15 protein-coding genes and 1 pseudogene are annotated in these 14752 nt (G+C 73.5%); 8 read left to right on the top strand and 8 right to left on the bottom strand.

Annotated features, from left to right (window positions below; translation table 11 throughout):
• Positions 1-71: 71 nt before the first annotated feature.
• Entirely contained in the window at positions 72-1700 is a 1629-nt protein-coding gene (locus ACIGXJ_RS00170) for a cation acetate symporter (protein ID WP_399639382.1), read from the bottom strand.
• Positions 1697-2053, bottom strand: a complete 357-nt coding sequence (locus ACIGXJ_RS00175) for a DUF485 domain-containing protein (RefSeq protein ID WP_399639384.1) — start codon at positions 2051-2053, stop codon at positions 1697-1699. The genes ACIGXJ_RS00170 and ACIGXJ_RS00175 overlap by 4 nt, the downstream gene beginning before the upstream one ends.
• 297 nt (positions 2054-2350) lie before the next feature.
• Between ACIGXJ_RS00175 and ACIGXJ_RS00180 the strand changes: the two genes are divergently transcribed.
• From ACIGXJ_RS00180 to ACIGXJ_RS00190, 3 genes are all read left to right on the top strand, one after another.
• Positions 2351-3877, top strand: a complete 1527-nt coding sequence (locus ACIGXJ_RS00180) for a S8 family peptidase (protein ID WP_399639386.1) — start codon at positions 2351-2353, stop codon at positions 3875-3877.
• A gap of 80 nt (positions 3878-3957) precedes the next feature.
• Complete coding sequence (locus tag ACIGXJ_RS00185) at positions 3958-5295, top strand: CoA transferase (RefSeq protein ID WP_399639389.1); 1338 nt, start codon at positions 3958-3960, stop codon at positions 5293-5295.
• A 74-nt stretch (positions 5296-5369) separates the two neighbouring features.
• The gene (locus tag ACIGXJ_RS00190; protein ID WP_399639392.1) at positions 5370-6377 is read left to right on the top strand and encodes a CopD family protein; all 1008 of its coding nucleotides are present in this window, start codon (positions 5370-5372) and stop codon (positions 6375-6377) included.
• A gap of 64 nt (positions 6378-6441) precedes the next feature.
• On the opposite strand, the gene ACIGXJ_RS00195 is transcribed toward ACIGXJ_RS00190, so the two are convergent.
• The gene (locus ACIGXJ_RS00195) at positions 6442-7485 is read right to left on the bottom strand and encodes a zinc-dependent alcohol dehydrogenase family protein (protein ID WP_399639395.1); all 1044 of its coding nucleotides are present in this window, start codon (positions 7483-7485) and stop codon (positions 6442-6444) included.
• A gap of 139 nt (positions 7486-7624) precedes the next feature.
• Positions 7625-7865: pseudogene (locus ACIGXJ_RS00200) on the bottom strand (hypothetical protein); the annotation flags it as partial.
• A 221-nt stretch (positions 7866-8086) separates the two neighbouring features.
• Here ACIGXJ_RS00200 and ACIGXJ_RS00205 point away from each other — a divergent pair.
• From ACIGXJ_RS00205 to ACIGXJ_RS00225, 5 genes are all read left to right on the top strand, one after another.
• Complete coding sequence (locus ACIGXJ_RS00205) at positions 8087-9091, top strand: DEDDh family exonuclease (protein WP_399639398.1); 1005 nt, start codon at positions 8087-8089, stop codon at positions 9089-9091.
• Positions 9092-9166: 75 nt separating this feature from the next.
• Complete coding sequence (locus ACIGXJ_RS00210; protein WP_399639401.1) at positions 9167-9403, top strand: hypothetical protein; 237 nt, start codon at positions 9167-9169, stop codon at positions 9401-9403.
• Between the two features lie 57 nt (positions 9404-9460).
• Entirely contained in the window at positions 9461-10249 is a 789-nt protein-coding gene (locus ACIGXJ_RS00215) for an SURF1 family protein (protein ID WP_399639405.1), read from the top strand.
• 116 nt (positions 10250-10365) lie between these two features.
• Positions 10366-12150 carry a glycoside hydrolase family 15 protein gene (locus ACIGXJ_RS00220; protein ID WP_399639408.1) on the top strand — a complete coding sequence of 595 codons (1785 nt, stop codon included), beginning with the start codon at positions 10366-10368 and terminating at the stop codon, positions 12148-12150.
• 4 nt (positions 12151-12154) lie between these two features.
• A complete protein-coding gene (locus ACIGXJ_RS00225) occupies positions 12155-12910 on the top strand; it encodes an SDR family oxidoreductase (protein ID WP_399639411.1) in 756 nt (251 codons plus the stop codon).
• Between the two features lie 12 nt (positions 12911-12922).
• Here ACIGXJ_RS00225 and amaP read toward each other — a convergent pair whose 3' ends face one another.
• The 4 genes from amaP to ACIGXJ_RS00245 are packed head-to-tail and all read right to left on the bottom strand — an operon-like array spanning position 12923 to position 14748.
• On the bottom strand, positions 12923-13501 hold the full coding sequence (gene amaP / locus ACIGXJ_RS00230) for an alkaline shock response membrane anchor protein AmaP (protein ID WP_399639414.1): 579 nt from the start codon (positions 13499-13501) through the stop codon (positions 12923-12925).
• A 4-nt stretch (positions 13502-13505) separates the two neighbouring features.
• The gene (locus ACIGXJ_RS00235; protein WP_399639416.1) at positions 13506-14159 is read right to left on the bottom strand and encodes a DUF6286 domain-containing protein; all 654 of its coding nucleotides are present in this window, start codon (positions 14157-14159) and stop codon (positions 13506-13508) included.
• Positions 14156-14566 (bottom strand): Asp23/Gls24 family envelope stress response protein, encoded by a 411-nt coding sequence (locus ACIGXJ_RS00240; protein WP_399639419.1) that lies wholly within the window; start codon positions 14564-14566, stop codon positions 14156-14158. Before ACIGXJ_RS00240 ends, ACIGXJ_RS00235 begins: the two co-directional genes overlap by 4 nt.
• The gene (locus tag ACIGXJ_RS00245; protein ID WP_399639422.1) at positions 14563-14748 is read right to left on the bottom strand and encodes a hypothetical protein; all 186 of its coding nucleotides are present in this window, start codon (positions 14746-14748) and stop codon (positions 14563-14565) included. The genes ACIGXJ_RS00240 and ACIGXJ_RS00245 overlap by 4 nt, the downstream gene beginning before the upstream one ends.
• Between the last annotated feature and the right edge of the window lie 4 nt (positions 14749-14752).

Genomic DNA, 14752 nt, shown 5'->3' on the forward strand with positions numbered 1-14752 from the left:
CCCGATCCACCAGGTAAGACGCGGCCGTGTCGTAGGGAGCTACGACACGGCCGCGCCAGGGGTTCGTGCGATCAGTGCGCGCCGGTGCCGGTCAGGGACCTGACCTCCAGTTCCGCGTACTTGGCGGCGTCGGGCTCCTCCTTGGACAGGACGGTGCCGAGCCAGCCCATCAGGAAGCCGAACGGGATGGAGATGATGCCCGGGTTCTTCAGCGGGAACCAGGAGAAGTCGACGTCGGGGAACATCGCCTTCGGGTCGCCGGAGACGACGGGCGAGAACAGCACCAGGCCGACGGCGACGACCAGGCCGCCGTAGATCGACCACAGGGCGCCCTGGGTGGTGAACCTCTTCCAGAAGAGGCTGTAGAGGATGGTCGGCAGGTTCGCGGACGCGGCGACCGCGAAGGCGAGCGCGACCAGGCCGGCGACGTTGAGGTCGCGGGCGAGGGCGCCCAGCAGGATGGAGACCGCGCCGATGCCGATGGTGGCCAGGCGGGCCGCCCGGACCTCCTGCTTCTCGGTGGCCTGGCCCTTCTTGATGACGTTGGCGTAGATGTCGTGGGCGAAGGACGAGGACGAGGCCAGGGTCAGGCCGGCGACCACGGCGAGGATCGTCGCGAAGGCCACCGCGGAGATCGTCGCCAGCAGGATCGCGCCCCACGCGGAGTCGACGCCGCCCAGGTGCAGCGCGAGCAGGGGTGCCGCGGTGTTGCCGGACGGGTTGGAGTCGATGATCTCCTGCTGGTCGATCAGCGCGGCCGCGCCGAAGCCGAGCGCGATGGTCATCAGGTAGAAGCCGCCGATGATGCCGATGGCCCAGTTCACGGACTTACGGGCGGCCTTGGCGTTGGGCACCGTGTAGAAGCGGATCAGGATGTGCGGCAGGCCGGCGGTGCCCAGGACCAGGGCGATGCCGAGCGAGACGAAGTCCAGCTTCGAGGTGCCGGTGGCGCCGTACTGAAGGCCCGGCTCCAGGAAGGCGGCGCCCTTGCCGCTGTTCTCGGCGGCCTTGCCGAGCAGGTCGGAGATGTTGAAGTCGAACTTCAGCAGCACCAGGAAGGTGATCAGGATGGTGCCGCCGATGAGCAGCACGGCCTTGACCATCTGCACCCAGGTGGTGCCCTTCATGCCGCCGATGGAGACGTAGACGATCATCAGGACGCCGACGAGGGCGACGATGAGGATCTTGCCCGCGTCGGAGGTGATGCCGAGCAGCAGGGAGACGAGGACGCCCGCGCCGGCCATCTGCGCCAGCAGGTAGAAGATCGACACGACGATCGTGGAGGTGCCGGCCGCGGTGCGGACCGGGCGCTGGCGCATCCGGTAGGCCAGGACGTCACCCATGGTGTAGCGGCCGGAGTTGCGCAGCGGCTCGGCGACCAGCAGGAGCGCCACCAGCCAGGCGACCAGGAAGCCGATCGAGTACAGGAAGCCGTCGTAGCCGAACAGGGCGATGGCGCCGGCGATGCCCAGGAAGGACGCGGCGGACATGTAGTCGCCGGAGACGGCGAGTCCGTTCTGGAAGGCGCTGAAGCTGCGGCCGCCGGCGTAGAAGTCGGCGGCGTCCTTGGTCTGCCGGCCGGCCCACACGGTGATCACCAGCGTGGCCACCACGAACAGGCCGAACAGGGTGATGATGAGCGGCCGGTGCTCGCTGGCCTCGTTGGCGGCGAGCTGCACATGGGTGATCGCGGGGCTCATGCGCCGCCCTCCATCCGGGACTTGATGGCCTCGGCCTTGGGGTCGAGCTTCGCGGCGGCGTGCCGCGCGTACCACCAGGCGATGAGGAACGTGGTGAGGAACTGCGCGAGGCCCAGGACGAGGGCGACGTTGATGTTGCCGAACAGCTTGGTGCCCATGAAATCGCCCGCGTAGTTCGACAGCAGGACGTAGAGCAGGTACCAGGCGATGAAGGCGATGGTGAGCGGGAAGGCGAAGGATCGGTAGGAGCGGCGCAGTTCACCGAACTCCGGGCTCGCCTGCACCTCGGTGAACTCCCCGGGGGAGGGCAGCCGTTTCGGTGTGCTCGAGGGGGGCGGTGTCTCGGTGGCCACGGAGTCTCCTCGCGTTTCGGACATGACGGCTCTGACCTCATCAGTGACGTGGGCTCGATCGTGCTCGTGCGCCCTGTTCAACGTCACGGCGCGACGGACGGCGCGGTTCAACTGGATTTCGGGGACTTCCGAGCCGGTCGAGGGAAAACCCTCGAAGCACCAAGTCGGGGGTCCTGGAACATTGCTGGCCAGCGAGTTCGGGGGATAGCTTCGGCCCTGCACCAACCCCGTCATGTACCTGCCCGAGTGCTCACGTCGCCTCGGGCCGGTTCCGTTTCAGGATGATGTGGAGACCCCATGGCTCATCTGCCTTCCAGGCGCCGGCTCGCACTCGCCGTGCCCGTCGTGTTGTCGCTGACCGCCTCGCTCGGCTTCGTGCCGGCGGTCGCCTCCGCTGCTCCGGTCGCGGAGTCCGCCGCGCAGGCCGAGGACGCGCCGAAGCTGTCGTACGTCGTCAACACGAAGACGGACCACCGCACGCTGGAGTCGGTGAAGAAGGCGATCGCCGCGGCCGGCGGCTCCGTCGTGATCTCGTACGACAAGATCGGCGTGATCGTCGCCCACTCGGCGAACCCGGACTTCGGCAAGCAGATACGCACGGTGCACGGGGTGCAGTCGGCCGGCGCCACGCGTACGGCTCCGCTGACGCCCGCGAGCACGACCGAAGAGGGCGCCGTCGACTACCTGACGGCCGCCGAGGCCGCGAAGGTGGAGGCCGCGGCGACCCCGGGCAGCGAGCCGCTCGAGGCCGACCAGTGGGACCTGCGCGCCATCGGTGCCGACAAGGCCGCCGCGATCAACCCGGGCAGCTCGAAGGTGACCGTCGCCGTCATCGACACCGGCGTCGACGACACGCACCCCGACATCGCCCCGAACTTCTCCAGGTCGCAGTCCGCCAACTGCGACGGCGGTGTCCCGGACACCTCCGAGGGGTCCTGGCGGCCGTACACGCCGCAGGACTACCACGGCACGCACGTGGCCGGTGAGATCGCCGCCGCCCGCAACGGCGTCGGTGTCGCCGGTGTCGCGCCGGGCGTGAAGGTGTCGGCCATCAACGTCACCGACCGCAAGAACGGCCTGTTCTACCCGGAGAGCGTGGTCTGCGCGTTCGTGTTCGCCGCCGACCACGGCGTGGAGATCACGAACAACAGCTACTACGTCGACCCGTGGCTGTACAACTGCATGGACGACCCCGACCAGAAGGCGATCGTCGACGCGGTCAACCGGGCCCAGCTGTACGCCCAGAAGAAGGGCACCCTGTCGCTGGCCTCGGCGGGCAACTCCAACGACGACCTGGACGCGGACGCGATCCTGGACGACTCCAGCCCGGACGACTCCACCGCGGTCGAGCGCACCATCGACCCGCACGAGTGCTACGACGTGCCGACCCAGCTGCCGGGCGTCGTCACGGTCAGCGCGACCGGTGTGCAGAACCTCAAGTCGTACTACTCGTCGTACGGCAAGGGTGTCGTGGACGTGGCCGCGCCGGGCGGTGACCGCCGCTACCAGCTGCCGGACACCCCGTCGAAGGACGGCCGCATCCTGTCCACCATGCCGAACGGCGGCTACGGCTTCCTGCAGGGCACCTCGATGGCCGCGCCGCACGCGTCGGCCGTCGCCGCGCTGCTGAAGTCCAAGCACCCGTGGGCGACCCCGGGCGCGCTGCAGGCGATGCTCAAGGCGCAGGCCGACCCGACGGCCTGCCCCGAGTCGTACGACCAGAACGGCGACGGCACGCAGGACGCCACCTGCGTGGGCGGGCCCCAGTACAACGGCTTCTACGGCTTCGGCATCGTCAACGCGCTGGACGCGGTGACCAAGTAAGGGTTCCCCGGCAGGGGTCCCTGGGGCCGGGCGGTTCACCGCCCGGCCCTTCGCCGTCCTCCGTGCCGCACAGTGCCGTCATGACAGACATCGCATCAGCGTGGTCCGCGCTCGGCGGCGATCCCGCCCTTGTGGCGCGCGTGTCGGCCGTCGTACGGCCCGGGGCCCTCGGAGCACGCCTTCCCGTACGGTCCTTGGCGCGCGCCTGTGTCGGGGCGTGCGCGCTCGCCGCGGCCGAACTGGCCGCGCTGCGGGCCGGGCTCGCGCAGGTGCCGCGGGTCCGGCTGGACGACGGCGCGGTGGCGACGGCGTTCACCGGCGAGCGGCACCTGCTGGTCGACGGGCGGGCACCGGCGACGTTCGCGCCGCTGTCACGGTTCTGGCGCGCGTCCGACGGCTGGGTGCGCACGCACGCCAACTACCCGCACCACAAGGAGCGGTTGCTGTCGGTGCTCGGCGTCCCCGACGACCACGCGCGGGTGGCGGCGGCGTTGGCGAAGCGGCCCGCGCGGGAGATCGAGGAGTCGGTGTACGCGGCCGGGGGCCTGGCCGTCGCGGTGCGCACGCCCGAGCAGTGGACCGCCGCGCCCGGTCCCCTGGTGGAGCGGAAGCGGCTCGGCGCGGCACACGCGCGTGCCCTGCCGCCGCCGGCCGGTACACCCCTGCTGCCGGCCGCCGGGGTGCGTGTACTGGACCTCACCCGGGTCATCGCCGGGCCGGTCGCCACCCGCACGCTCGCCCTGCTCGGCGCGGACGTGCTGCGCGTCGACCCGCCGGGGCTGCCCGAACTGCCCGACCAGCACGCCGACACGGGCTTCGGCAAACGCTCGACGGTCCTCGACGTGCGCAGCGGCCGTTTCGCGGAGCTGCTCCGCGGCGCGGACGTGGTCGTCACCGGCTACCGGCCGGGCGCGCTCGACCGTCTCGGCCTCTCCCCCGCCGAGCTGACGGCACGCCGGCCCGGGCTCGTCGTCGTACAGCTGTCGGCGTGGGGGACGGACGGCCCGTGGGGCGGACGGCGCGGCTTCGACAGCCTGGTGCAGGCGGCCACCGGCATCGCGGCCGTCGAGGGCTCGCCCGGACGGCCCGGCGCGCTGCCCGCGCAGGCGCTGGACCACGGCACGGGCTATCTGCTGGCGGCCGCCGTCCTGCGCGCGCTGACCGAGCGGTCGTACGACGGCGGGGGCCGCCTGCTGCGGCTGTCGCTGGCACGCACGGCGGCCTGGCTGCTGGCGGGGAGGGCACCGGCACGGGAGAGCGGGGAGCCGTACGACGGGCCCGAGCTGTGGCTCACCGAGAGCGACAGCCCGCTGGGGCGGCTGCGGTACGCGCGTACCCCGGTCCGCTTCGCCGGCGGGCCGGTCGACTGGGCCCGGCCGCCGGGCCCGTGGGGAGCGGACGCCGCACGGTGGGAGTGACCGGAACGCAGGGACCGTTCATGCCCCTCTCCTCCGACTTGCCCATTTCCACGACCGCTGGTGAAGATCGCGAGGTGACTTCGCCACAGCCCGCCGGGGAGACGGCCGACGCGCACGGCCCGGCGCGGCCCGCCGGGGCCGGCCGGGCGTTCGCCGTCCTCGTGCTGGTGGCGCTGGGCGCGGCGGTCCCGCTGCTGGGCCCGTCGGCCGCGCTGCACGGCACCGGGGAGGCCGCCGCGCCCGGCGTGGGCGCCATCGGGCTGCTGCGCACGGTGCTGTTCGCCGCGTTGTGCGTGCCGCTGGGCGAGCTGTTCGTGAACAGGCTCGCGCGCGGTGTGCCGGGAGCGCCGGTGCAACGGCCGCGCAGCCTGGCCGCGTTCGCGGCGGGTGCCGGGTTCGTGGCCGCGCTGGGGCTGGCCTCGGTGGTGGCGACCGGGAATCTGGTGCCGAGCGGGTGGGCGCAGATCGACGTGGGCGGCCTGTACGCGACGCGGGACGGCAAGCTGGCGCTGCTGGAGGTGAACGCGTTCGCGGCGGCGTGGCTGTGCGCGCTGTCGCGGCGGCCGGGCAGCCGGCTGTGGCCGCTGGCCGCGGTGGTGGTCGCCGAGGCGCTGCGGGCGCATCCGGTGACCGAGCACGACCCGTCGGCCGGCTCGGCCCTGACGCTGGTGCACGTGGCGTGCGCGTCGCTGTGGGTGGGCGGCCTCGCGCACGCGCTGCGGCTGCTGAGGGTGTGGGGCGTTCGGGAGGCGGGGGCCGCGCTGCTCGGCCGCTACGCGCGCGCGGCGGCGTTCTTGCTGGCCGCCGTCACCGCGACCGGCCTGTGCAGCACGCTGCGCCGGATGCCCGCCGAAACGGTTCTGGAGCAGCTCACGACGACGGCCTACGGGCGCACCCTGCTGGCGAAGGTGCTGCTCGTGGCCGCCGTCGCGGCGCTGGCGCTGTGGGCCCGGCTCCGGCTGCGCCGCGCCGCCGACCCGCTGACCGCCTGCGTCCCCGCGCGCGGGGAGGTCGCCCTGCTGGGGGCGGCGGTCGCGATGTCGGGGCTGCTGACGGCGCTGCCGGTGCCGATCCGCTGGTGAGGCGCCGGTCCGTGAGGCGGCCGTCGGTGACGAGTCGGGTGGTGACAGGTCGGTTCAGGACGGGTCAGTTGGTGACGAGGACTTTCAGGGCGGTGCGTTCGTCCATCGCCTTGTAGCCGTCGGGGACGCCTTCCAGACCCACCGTCATGTCGAAGACGGGCGAGGGGTCGATGGTGCCGTCCAGGACGTCAGGCAGCAGCTCGGGGATGTAGGCGCGGACGGGGGCGACGCCGCCGCGCAGGGCGATGTTCCGGTCGAACATGACGCCGAGGTCCAGGCCGGTGCCGCTGCCGTGCGGCACGCCGACGAAGCCGATGGCGCCGCCGTCGCGGGCGATGTTCACCGCGGTGCGCATCGACTGCTCGGTGCCGACCGCCTCGACGACGGCGTGCGCGCCCTGGCCGCGGGTGAGTTCGCGCACGGCCTCCACGGCGGCCTCGCCGCGCTCGGCCACGACGTCGGTGGCGCCGAAGCGGCGCGCGATGTCGGTGCGCACCTGGTGCCGGCCGAGGGCGATGATCCGCTCGGCGCCCAGCCGCTTGGCCGCGAGCACCGCGCACAGGCCGACCGCGCCGTCCCCGACGACGGCCACGGTCGCGCCGGGCCGGGCGCCCGCGCCGAGGGCCGCGTGGTGGCCGGTGCCCATCACGTCGGACAGGGTCAGCAGCGCGGACAGCAGGTGGTCGTCGGAGGCCGCCTCCTCGGGCAGCCGCACCAGGGTGCCGTCGGCGTGCGGGACGCGCACGGCCTCGCCCTGGCCGCCGTCGTAGCCGACCGAGCCCCAGAAGCCGCCGTGGACACAGGACGTCGTCAGGCCCTCGCGGCAGTAGTCGCAGGTGCCGTCGGACCACATGAAGGGGGCGACGACGAGGTCGCCGCGGCGCACGCCGGTCACCTCCGAGCCGGTCTCCTCGACGAGGCCGAGGAACTCGTGCCCGATGCGCTGGCCCGGCTGCCGGGCGGCCTCGCCGCGGTACGCCCACAGGTCGCTGCCGCAGATGCAGGCGCGCAGCACGCGCACGACGGCGTCGGTGGGCTGCTGCACCACGGGGTCGGGCACGTCCTCCACGCGCATGTCGAACGGGGCGTGGATGGTGGTGGCGCGCATGGGAGAGGTCTTTCTGCTCGGTGCGGGTGCGCTCCGAGGGGTGGTGGAGCGCACCTCACGGTACGCCGGGAGGTGCGCCGGGCGCTCACCTGGTGGTCTCACACCCCGGCCGCGTCCAGCAGTGCCCCGCCGCGTGGGTCACCGCCATGGCGGGGGCGCCGGGGGTGAGGGCGAGGAAGCTCGCCCACGCCGCGCAGGGGCCAGTTCGTCCGGATCGACACCGAGTTCCACACGCGCGTGCGCGCGCAGGGCGTCCCGCTCGGTCAACTGCCCGGCGGCCTCGCGCGCCACCGCTCGGGACGCGTGGCGCCGGCCACACCGACGACGAGGCCGGCCGTGGAGACGATGCCGTCGTCGGCGCCGAGGACCGCCACGCGCAGCCAGTTGAGCCGCTCCCCGAGCGTGCCGCGGTGGGCCTCGTCGTGCGTCGGTCGCGTGCGTCGGTCGCGTCACGTCGGTTGCGTCACGTCGGTTGCGTCACGTCGGGAGGACGGCACGGGCCGTCGGCGGCGAGGCGTCGACCCTCGCCGTTCGAACAGGCGGCGTCGACAGGTCACCTGGGAGGGGGCGTTGTCAGTCGCGGCCCGTATCCTCAGTGACCATGCTCGAAGACCGGACGACCGCAGCGTCCTCCCCCACAGCGTGGCCGGCCGCGTATCCCCAGGGATACGCGGTCGTTGACGTGGAGACCACCGGCCTGGCCCGCGACGACCGGATCATCTCCGCGGCCGTCTACCGTCTGGACGCGCGCGGTGAGGTCGAGGACCACTGGTACACGCTGGTGAACCCCGAGCGCGATCCGGGCCCGGTGTGGATCCACGGTCTGACGAGCGAGGCCCTCGAAGGGGCGCCCCTGTTCGCGGACATCGCCGAGGAGTTCACGGCGCGGCTGGCGGACCGGGTGCTCGTCGCGCACAACGCCGTCTTCGACTGGCAGATGATCGCCCGGGAGTACGCGCGCGCGCAGTGCGAGCCGCCGGTGCGTCAACGGCTGTGCACCATCGCGCTGTCCAAGGAGCTGGGTCTGCCGCTGCCCAACCACAAGCTGGAGTCGCTGGCGGCGCACTTCGGTGTCGTGCAGCAGCGCGCGCACCACGCGCTCGACGACGCGCGGGTGCTGGCGGAGGCGTTCCGGCCGAGCCTGCGGGCCGCGGCGGCGGGCCGTGTGCGGCTGCCGCTGCAGGAGTGCCGGCCGCTGACGGAGTGGACGGACCGGCCGGTGGCGCGGATCGGGCAGCAGCCGGGCGGCTACGGCGGTTACCGGTCGGGCGGTTGGCGGCCCTCGCGCAAGCGGCCCGCGTGCCCGTACCCCAACCCCGGCCGGTACGAAGAGGGCAAAAGGCTCAAGCAGGGCATGCGGGTCGCCTTCTCGGGTGACACGTCGGTCGAACGGGACCTGCTGGAGGACCGCGCGGTCGAGGCGGGCCTGCATGTGGCCACGAGCGTGTCCCGGCTCACCAGCCTGCTCGTCACCAACGACCCGGACTCGGGCACGTCCAAGGTCGCCAAGGCCCGGCAGTACGGCACGCCGGTGGTGGACGAGGCGGCCTTCGGGCAGCTGCTGCGGGACGTGGAGCCGGCCGCGGAGTCCCCGGCGGAGCAGTAGCCGTACGGGTGATTGCCGGGCGACTCGCCCGCCGACCGCTCGCCCGCGCCCCGGTCTCGGCTCACCCTGTGGCGCATGGCGAGATGCGAAGTATGTGGCAATGACTACGGAATGACCTTCGAGGTGCACGCACAGGGCTCGGTGCACGTCTTCGACTGCTTCTCCTGTGCGATCCACCGCATGGCCCCGATCTGCGAGCACTGCCGGGTCCAGATCATCGGCCAGGGCGTCGAGGTCGAGGGCCGCTGGTACTGCGGTGCCCACTGCGCCCGCGCGGCGGAGGGGACGGTGGGCATCGTCGACCGGGTCTGACCGAGTGAGGACCCCCCTGGAGGCAACACCCCGCGGCCCGCGATGTACGGTCGTGGGGTGTTCCGCTTCCTCTTGTCCCGGCAGTGGGTGATCCTCACCCTGGTCGCCGTCGCGCTCGTCCCGACGATGATCGAGCTGGGCTTCTGGCAGCTGCACCGCCATGAGCACCGGGTCGCGCTGAACCGGGTGATCGCCGACTCGCTCGCCGCGAGGCCGGTGCCCGCCGAGACGCTGACCTCCCCCGGTGCGGAGGTCGACGGCGAGGACCGCTACCGCCGGGTGACGGCCACGGGCCGCTTCGACACCGCGCGCGAGGTCGTCGTACGCCGCCGTACGAACGCCGACGACAAGGTCGGCTTCCACGTCCTGACGCCGTTCGTCCTGGACGACGGCAAGATCCTGCTGGTGAACCGGGGCTGGATCCCCGCAGACGGCGCGCAGACGGAGTTCCCCGAGATCCCGGCGCCGCCGAAGGGCGAGGTCACCGTCACCGGGCGGCTGATGCCCGACGAGACCACCGCGGACAGCGGCATCAAGGACCGCGCGGGCCTGCCGGACCGCCAGGTCATGCTCATCAACAGCGAGCAGGCCGAACGCCGCCTCGGCACCCCCGTGCTCGGCGGCTACGTCGACCTGACCTCGCCCGAGCCGCGCGCCGGCTCCCCCGAGCTGATCCCCGCCCCCGACCACGACGACATCGGCCCGCACCTCGCCTACGCCGTCCAGTGGTGGCTCTTCTGCGTGGGCGTGCCCGTCGGCTGGGTCGTCCTCGTCCGGCGTGAACTGCGCGACCGGCGGGAGGCGCGGAGTGCGGAGGGCGCGGCGAAGGAACCGGCCCCGGTGTGACCGCCGGGGGCCGCGAGGCTCCTGCGGCACACGGTCGCCCCCGGCCCGCACCCCCGAACAAGGGAACCGCCGACGGCGGGCGATTTGACGCACGGTCCGCCGGGAACCCGCACTCCGTGCATCACCGCATCGAGGACTACGCACTGATCGGCGACGAGCAGACCGCCGCGCTGGTCGGCCGGGACGGCTCGGTCGACTGGCTGTGCCTGCCCCGCTTCGACTCGGGGGCCTGCTTCGCGCGGCTGCTCGGCGACGAGGGCAACGGCCACTGGCGGATCGCCCCGAAGGGCGCCCGCACCTGTACCCGCCGCGCTTACCGGCCGGGCACCCTCGTGCTCGACACCGAATGGGAGACCGACGAGGGCGCGGTGCGGGTCACCGACCTGATGCCACAGCGCGACAAGGCCCCCGACCTCGTCCGGGTCGTCGAGGGACTGCGCGGCCGGGTCACCGTGCGCGGCACCCTGCGCATCCGCTTCGACTACGGCTCGATCGTGCCGTGGGTGCGCAACAGCGGCGGCCACCGGGTCGCCGTCGCCGGACCGGACTCGGTCTGGCTGCGCAGCGAGCCCGCGGTGCGCACCTGGGGCGAGGACTTCGCCACGCACGCCGAGTTCACCGTCGCCGAGGGCGAGAAGGTCGCCTTCGTGCTGACCTGGCACCCCTCGCACGAGCCGCGCCCGGCGCTGGTGGACCCGTACGAGTCGCTGGAGTCGTCCGTCGCCGACTGGCGGAGCTGGTCCGACCGCTGCCGCTACGACGGCCCCCACCGGGACACCGTCCTGCGCTCCCTCATCACCCTCAAGGCCCTCACCTACCGGCCGACCGGCGGGGTCGTCGCCGCCCCCACCACCTCGCTGCCGGAGGAACTGGGCGGGGTCCGCAACTGGGACTACCGCTACTGCTGGCTGCGCGACTCCACCCTCACCCTCGGCGCGCTGCTGGCCGCCGGCTACCACGAGGAGGCCGAGGCGTGGCGCGACTGGCTGCTGCGCGCGGTCGCGGGCGACCCGGCGGACCTGCAGATCATGTACGGCGTCGCGGGCGAACGCCGGCTGCCCGAGGTGGAGGTGCCGTGGCTGGCCGGGTTCGCCGGCTCGTCCCCCGTACGGATCGGCAACGACGCCGTTCAGCAGCTCCAGCTCGACGTGTACGGCGAGGTCATGGACTCGCTCTCGCTCGGCCGCAAGGCGGGGCTGCCGCCCCAGCCGCACATCTGGTCCCTGCAGGTGGCCCTCCTGGAATGGCTCCGCAAGAACTGGCGGCAGCCCGACGAGGGCCTGTGGGAGGTGCGCGGCGGCCGGCGGCACTTCGTGCACTCCAAGGTGATGGTGTGGGTGGCCGCCGACCGCGCGGTGCGAGCCGTGGAGCGGTACCCGCACCTGCACGGCGACCTGGACGGCTGGCGCGCGATGCGCGACGAGGTGCACCGGGAGGTGTGCGAGAAGGGCTACGACCCCGAGCGCAACACCTTCACGCAGTCCTACGGCTCACGCGAACTGGACGCGGCGCTGCTGCTCATCCCGTACGTCGGTTTCCTGCCGCCCGGGGACCCGCGGGTGGTCGGCACGGTCGACGCGGTCCGCGCGGAACTCGGCCGTGACGGGCTGCTGCACCGATACAGCACCGACGACACCGCCGTCGACGGCCTGCCGGGCGGCGAGGGCACCTTCCTGGCCTGCTCGTTCTGGCTGGCGCAGGCGCTGCATCTGACGGGCCGCCGCGAGGAGGCCCGCGAGCTGTTCGAGCGGCTGGTGGGACTCACCAACGACGTGGGGCTGCTGGCGGAGGAGTACGACCCGGGCGCCGGCCGCCAGCTCGGCAACTTCCCGCAGGCGTTCAGCCATATCGCGCTGGTGACCACCGCCGTCGCCCTGTTCGGGCAGGACGGGGCAGGATAGGTCCATGGATCTTGGACTGAAGGACCGGGTGTACGTCGTCACCGGGGCAACCCGCGGGCTGGGCAACGCGGTCGCGCGTGAACTGGTCGCCGACGGGGCGAAGGTGGTCGTCACCGGACGGGACGACGAGCGGGTCGCCGACGCGGCGGCCGAGCTGGGGCCGAACGCGGCGGGCGTCGCCGTGGACAACGCCGACCCCGAGGCGGCCGCACGGCTGATCGCGGCCGCGCGCGAGCGGTTCGGCGGCTTCGACGGCGTGCTCGTCAGCGTGGGCGGGCCCCCGCCGGGGTTCGTCGCCGACAACACGGACGAGCAGTGGCAGGCGGCGTTCGAGTCGGTGTTCCTGGGCGCGGTGCGGCTGGCCCGGGCGGCGGCGGCCGAGCTGGAGGCCGGCGGGGTCATCGGGTTCGTGCTGTCCGGCTCGGTGCACGAGCCGATCCCGGGGCTGACCATCTCCAACGGGCTGCGGCCCGGGCTCGCCGGCTTCGCCAAGTCGCTCGCGGACGAGCTGGGCCCGCGCGGGATCCGGGTGGTCGGGCTGCTGCCCGCGCGGATCGACACCGACCGCGTGCGCGAGCTGGACGGGCTGTCCGCCGACCCCGAGGCGACCCGGGCGGAGAACGAGGCCCGGATTCCGCTGCGGCGGTACGGCAGGCCCGAGGAGTTCGGGCGGACCGCGGCGTTCCTGCTGTCCCCGGCCGCGTCCTACCTGACCGGGATCATGGTGCCGGTGGACGGTGGTATGCGGCACGGGTTCTGAACCGCCGGCCTGTCAGCTGACTCGCTTCTCCCGGTGCCTGACCGACCTCATGCGGACCTCCGAGGGCAGCGCGTCCAGGTGGGCCGAGTCCTTGGCGTGGGCCAGGGTCTCGGCCGACAGGGCGTGCAGCGTCGCCGACGGGTCCGCGTGCGGGTCGAGCACCAGGTTCATACGGGCCCGGGGGGCGGTCCTGCGGCCCGTCAGGTCGACGTGGGCCCGGTTGACGCCGTCCAGGGACGACGCGTCCTCGGCCAGGGCGGACTGCAGGGCCCGGCCCCTCAGCAGGGCGCCCGCGCCGTCGCCGGTGTCGACGAGGACCTCGGCGAGCCTGCGGCGGCGCAGGACCGAGACCAGCCACCACAGGGCGAGGAACAGCAGGACGGCGAGCACGGCGATGACCGTGGGCCACCACCAGGCGTCGTCGCGCCAGCGGGTGCGCTCGGAGTCGTCGAGGAGGACGTCGTGGCGTCCGTCGTGGATCCACCACGAGGGCGCGGGAGCGCCCAGCCCGACGGCGAGGACCGAGCCGCCGAGGACCAGCAGCACCAGGCCCGCCAGGCCCAGCAGGACGCGGTTGAGGGTCTTCGGCACCGGCTCACCCCTTCCGTCCGGGCCGCCGCACACGCACCGACAGCGACAGCGGCCGGGCGAGCCCCAGCGCGCGAACCGCTTCGTCGAGTACGGCGTCCAGGTCCTGTCGTACGTCGTCCACGGCGCGGAAGTGCGCGACCGCGCGGACGTCGGCGCGGCGGCGGCCCGCCCGCACCCGCGCCGACTGCACGCCCGCGACCTCCATGGCACGGTCGCGCAGCACCATCGCCGCGGCGTCCCGGTCCAGTGCGGCCCGCACGTCGGGGTCGGGGCGCCGCATGGGCAGCAGGGCGCGCAGGCCGGGCGTGACGGCGAGGACGACCAGCCACAGGCCGAGTGCGGCGGCGACGCCCGCGCCGACGAGCACCCAGGTGTCGTCCAGCGGCCGTGTGGCGAGCTGGTCGGCGAGCTCGCGGCGCCAGCGCATGGCCGGGTGTCCGGCGCGTACGGCGGCGACGTCGTACAGGAAGAGACCCGTGCCGGCCAGCAGGAACAGCCCGGCGAGGGCACCGGGGACGCGCCGGGCCGACCAGAAGCGGCGGGCGGCGGGCGCGGCCTGCTGGGGGACGGGAGCGGGAGGCTCCTTCTCCAGGACCGGCATGCGCCGGGTGCCGCCCTCGGCGGGCTCGGCGGGTCCGCCGTCGTGGGACGGGCTCATCGCGTCCTCCCCTGCGCCGTGCCGTGCCCCTGCGCCCGGTGCAGCCGCTCGACCCGGACGGCGACCTCGGGCACGTCCATTCCCACCAACGCGCCCACCCGCTCGGCGACATGGCGTCGCACCGAGCGGCAGCGGGCGCCGATGTCGGTCGGGTAGTCGAGTTCGAGGTGGACGTGGATGTGGGCCGCGTCCTGCCCCTCACGGCCGGGCGCGTGGCCCTGCCGTACGACGACGTCGGCGTGCGGGCGCGCCGCGTCGGGCGGCAGTTGGCCCAGGGCCTCGCGTGCCGCCTGCGCGGCGATCTTCGCCACGACCCGGTCGGCGATCCGTGTCGCCCCGCGCTCGCCCGGCGGAACGACGGTCAGCGCCCTGCCGAGCTCGCCGGTCCCTGCGCTCACGGGCGTCACCGCCGTCGTTCGTCACGGGGACGGAAGAAGTCGCCGAGCTCGAAGTCGCCCTCCACGAACCGGCCGACGACGAAGCCGACCGCTCCCAGGGCGGCGACCAGCAGGAAGGCGCCGAATCCGCCGAAGTACCCGGCGAAGCCCAACGCCATCCCGGCGATCATGCCGACCACGGCCATGCTCATGGTG

The sequence above is a fragment of the Streptomyces sp. NPDC053367 genome (assembly GCF_044545925.1).
Lineage (GTDB): Bacteria > Actinomycetota > Actinomycetes > Streptomycetales > Streptomycetaceae > Streptomyces.

Coding starts and splice junctions, on each gene's coding strand:
- ACIGXJ_RS00210 (WP_399639401.1), top strand. CDS start 9,167: ATGGCGAGATGCGAAGTATGTGGCAATGACTACGGAATGACCTTCGAG.
- ACIGXJ_RS00195 (WP_399639395.1), bottom strand. CDS start 7,485: ATGCGCGCCACCACCATCCACGCCCCGTTCGACATGCGCGTGGAGGAC.
- ACIGXJ_RS00225 (WP_399639411.1), top strand. CDS start 12,155: ATGGATCTTGGACTGAAGGACCGGGTGTACGTCGTCACCGGGGCAACC.
- ACIGXJ_RS00235 (WP_399639416.1), bottom strand. CDS start 14,159: ATGAGCCCGTCCCACGACGGCGGACCCGCCGAGCCCGCCGAGGGCGGC.
- ACIGXJ_RS00245 (WP_399639422.1), bottom strand. CDS start 14,748: ATGAGCATGGCCGTGGTCGGCATGATCGCCGGGATGGCGTTGGGCTTC.
- ACIGXJ_RS00205 (WP_399639398.1), top strand. CDS start 8,087: ATGCTCGAAGACCGGACGACCGCAGCGTCCTCCCCCACAGCGTGGCCG.
- ACIGXJ_RS00170 (WP_399639382.1), bottom strand. CDS start 1,700: ATGAGCCCCGCGATCACCCATGTGCAGCTCGCCGCCAACGAGGCCAGC.
- ACIGXJ_RS00180 (WP_399639386.1), top strand. CDS start 2,351: ATGGCTCATCTGCCTTCCAGGCGCCGGCTCGCACTCGCCGTGCCCGTC.
- ACIGXJ_RS00185 (WP_399639389.1), top strand. CDS start 3,958: ATGACAGACATCGCATCAGCGTGGTCCGCGCTCGGCGGCGATCCCGCC.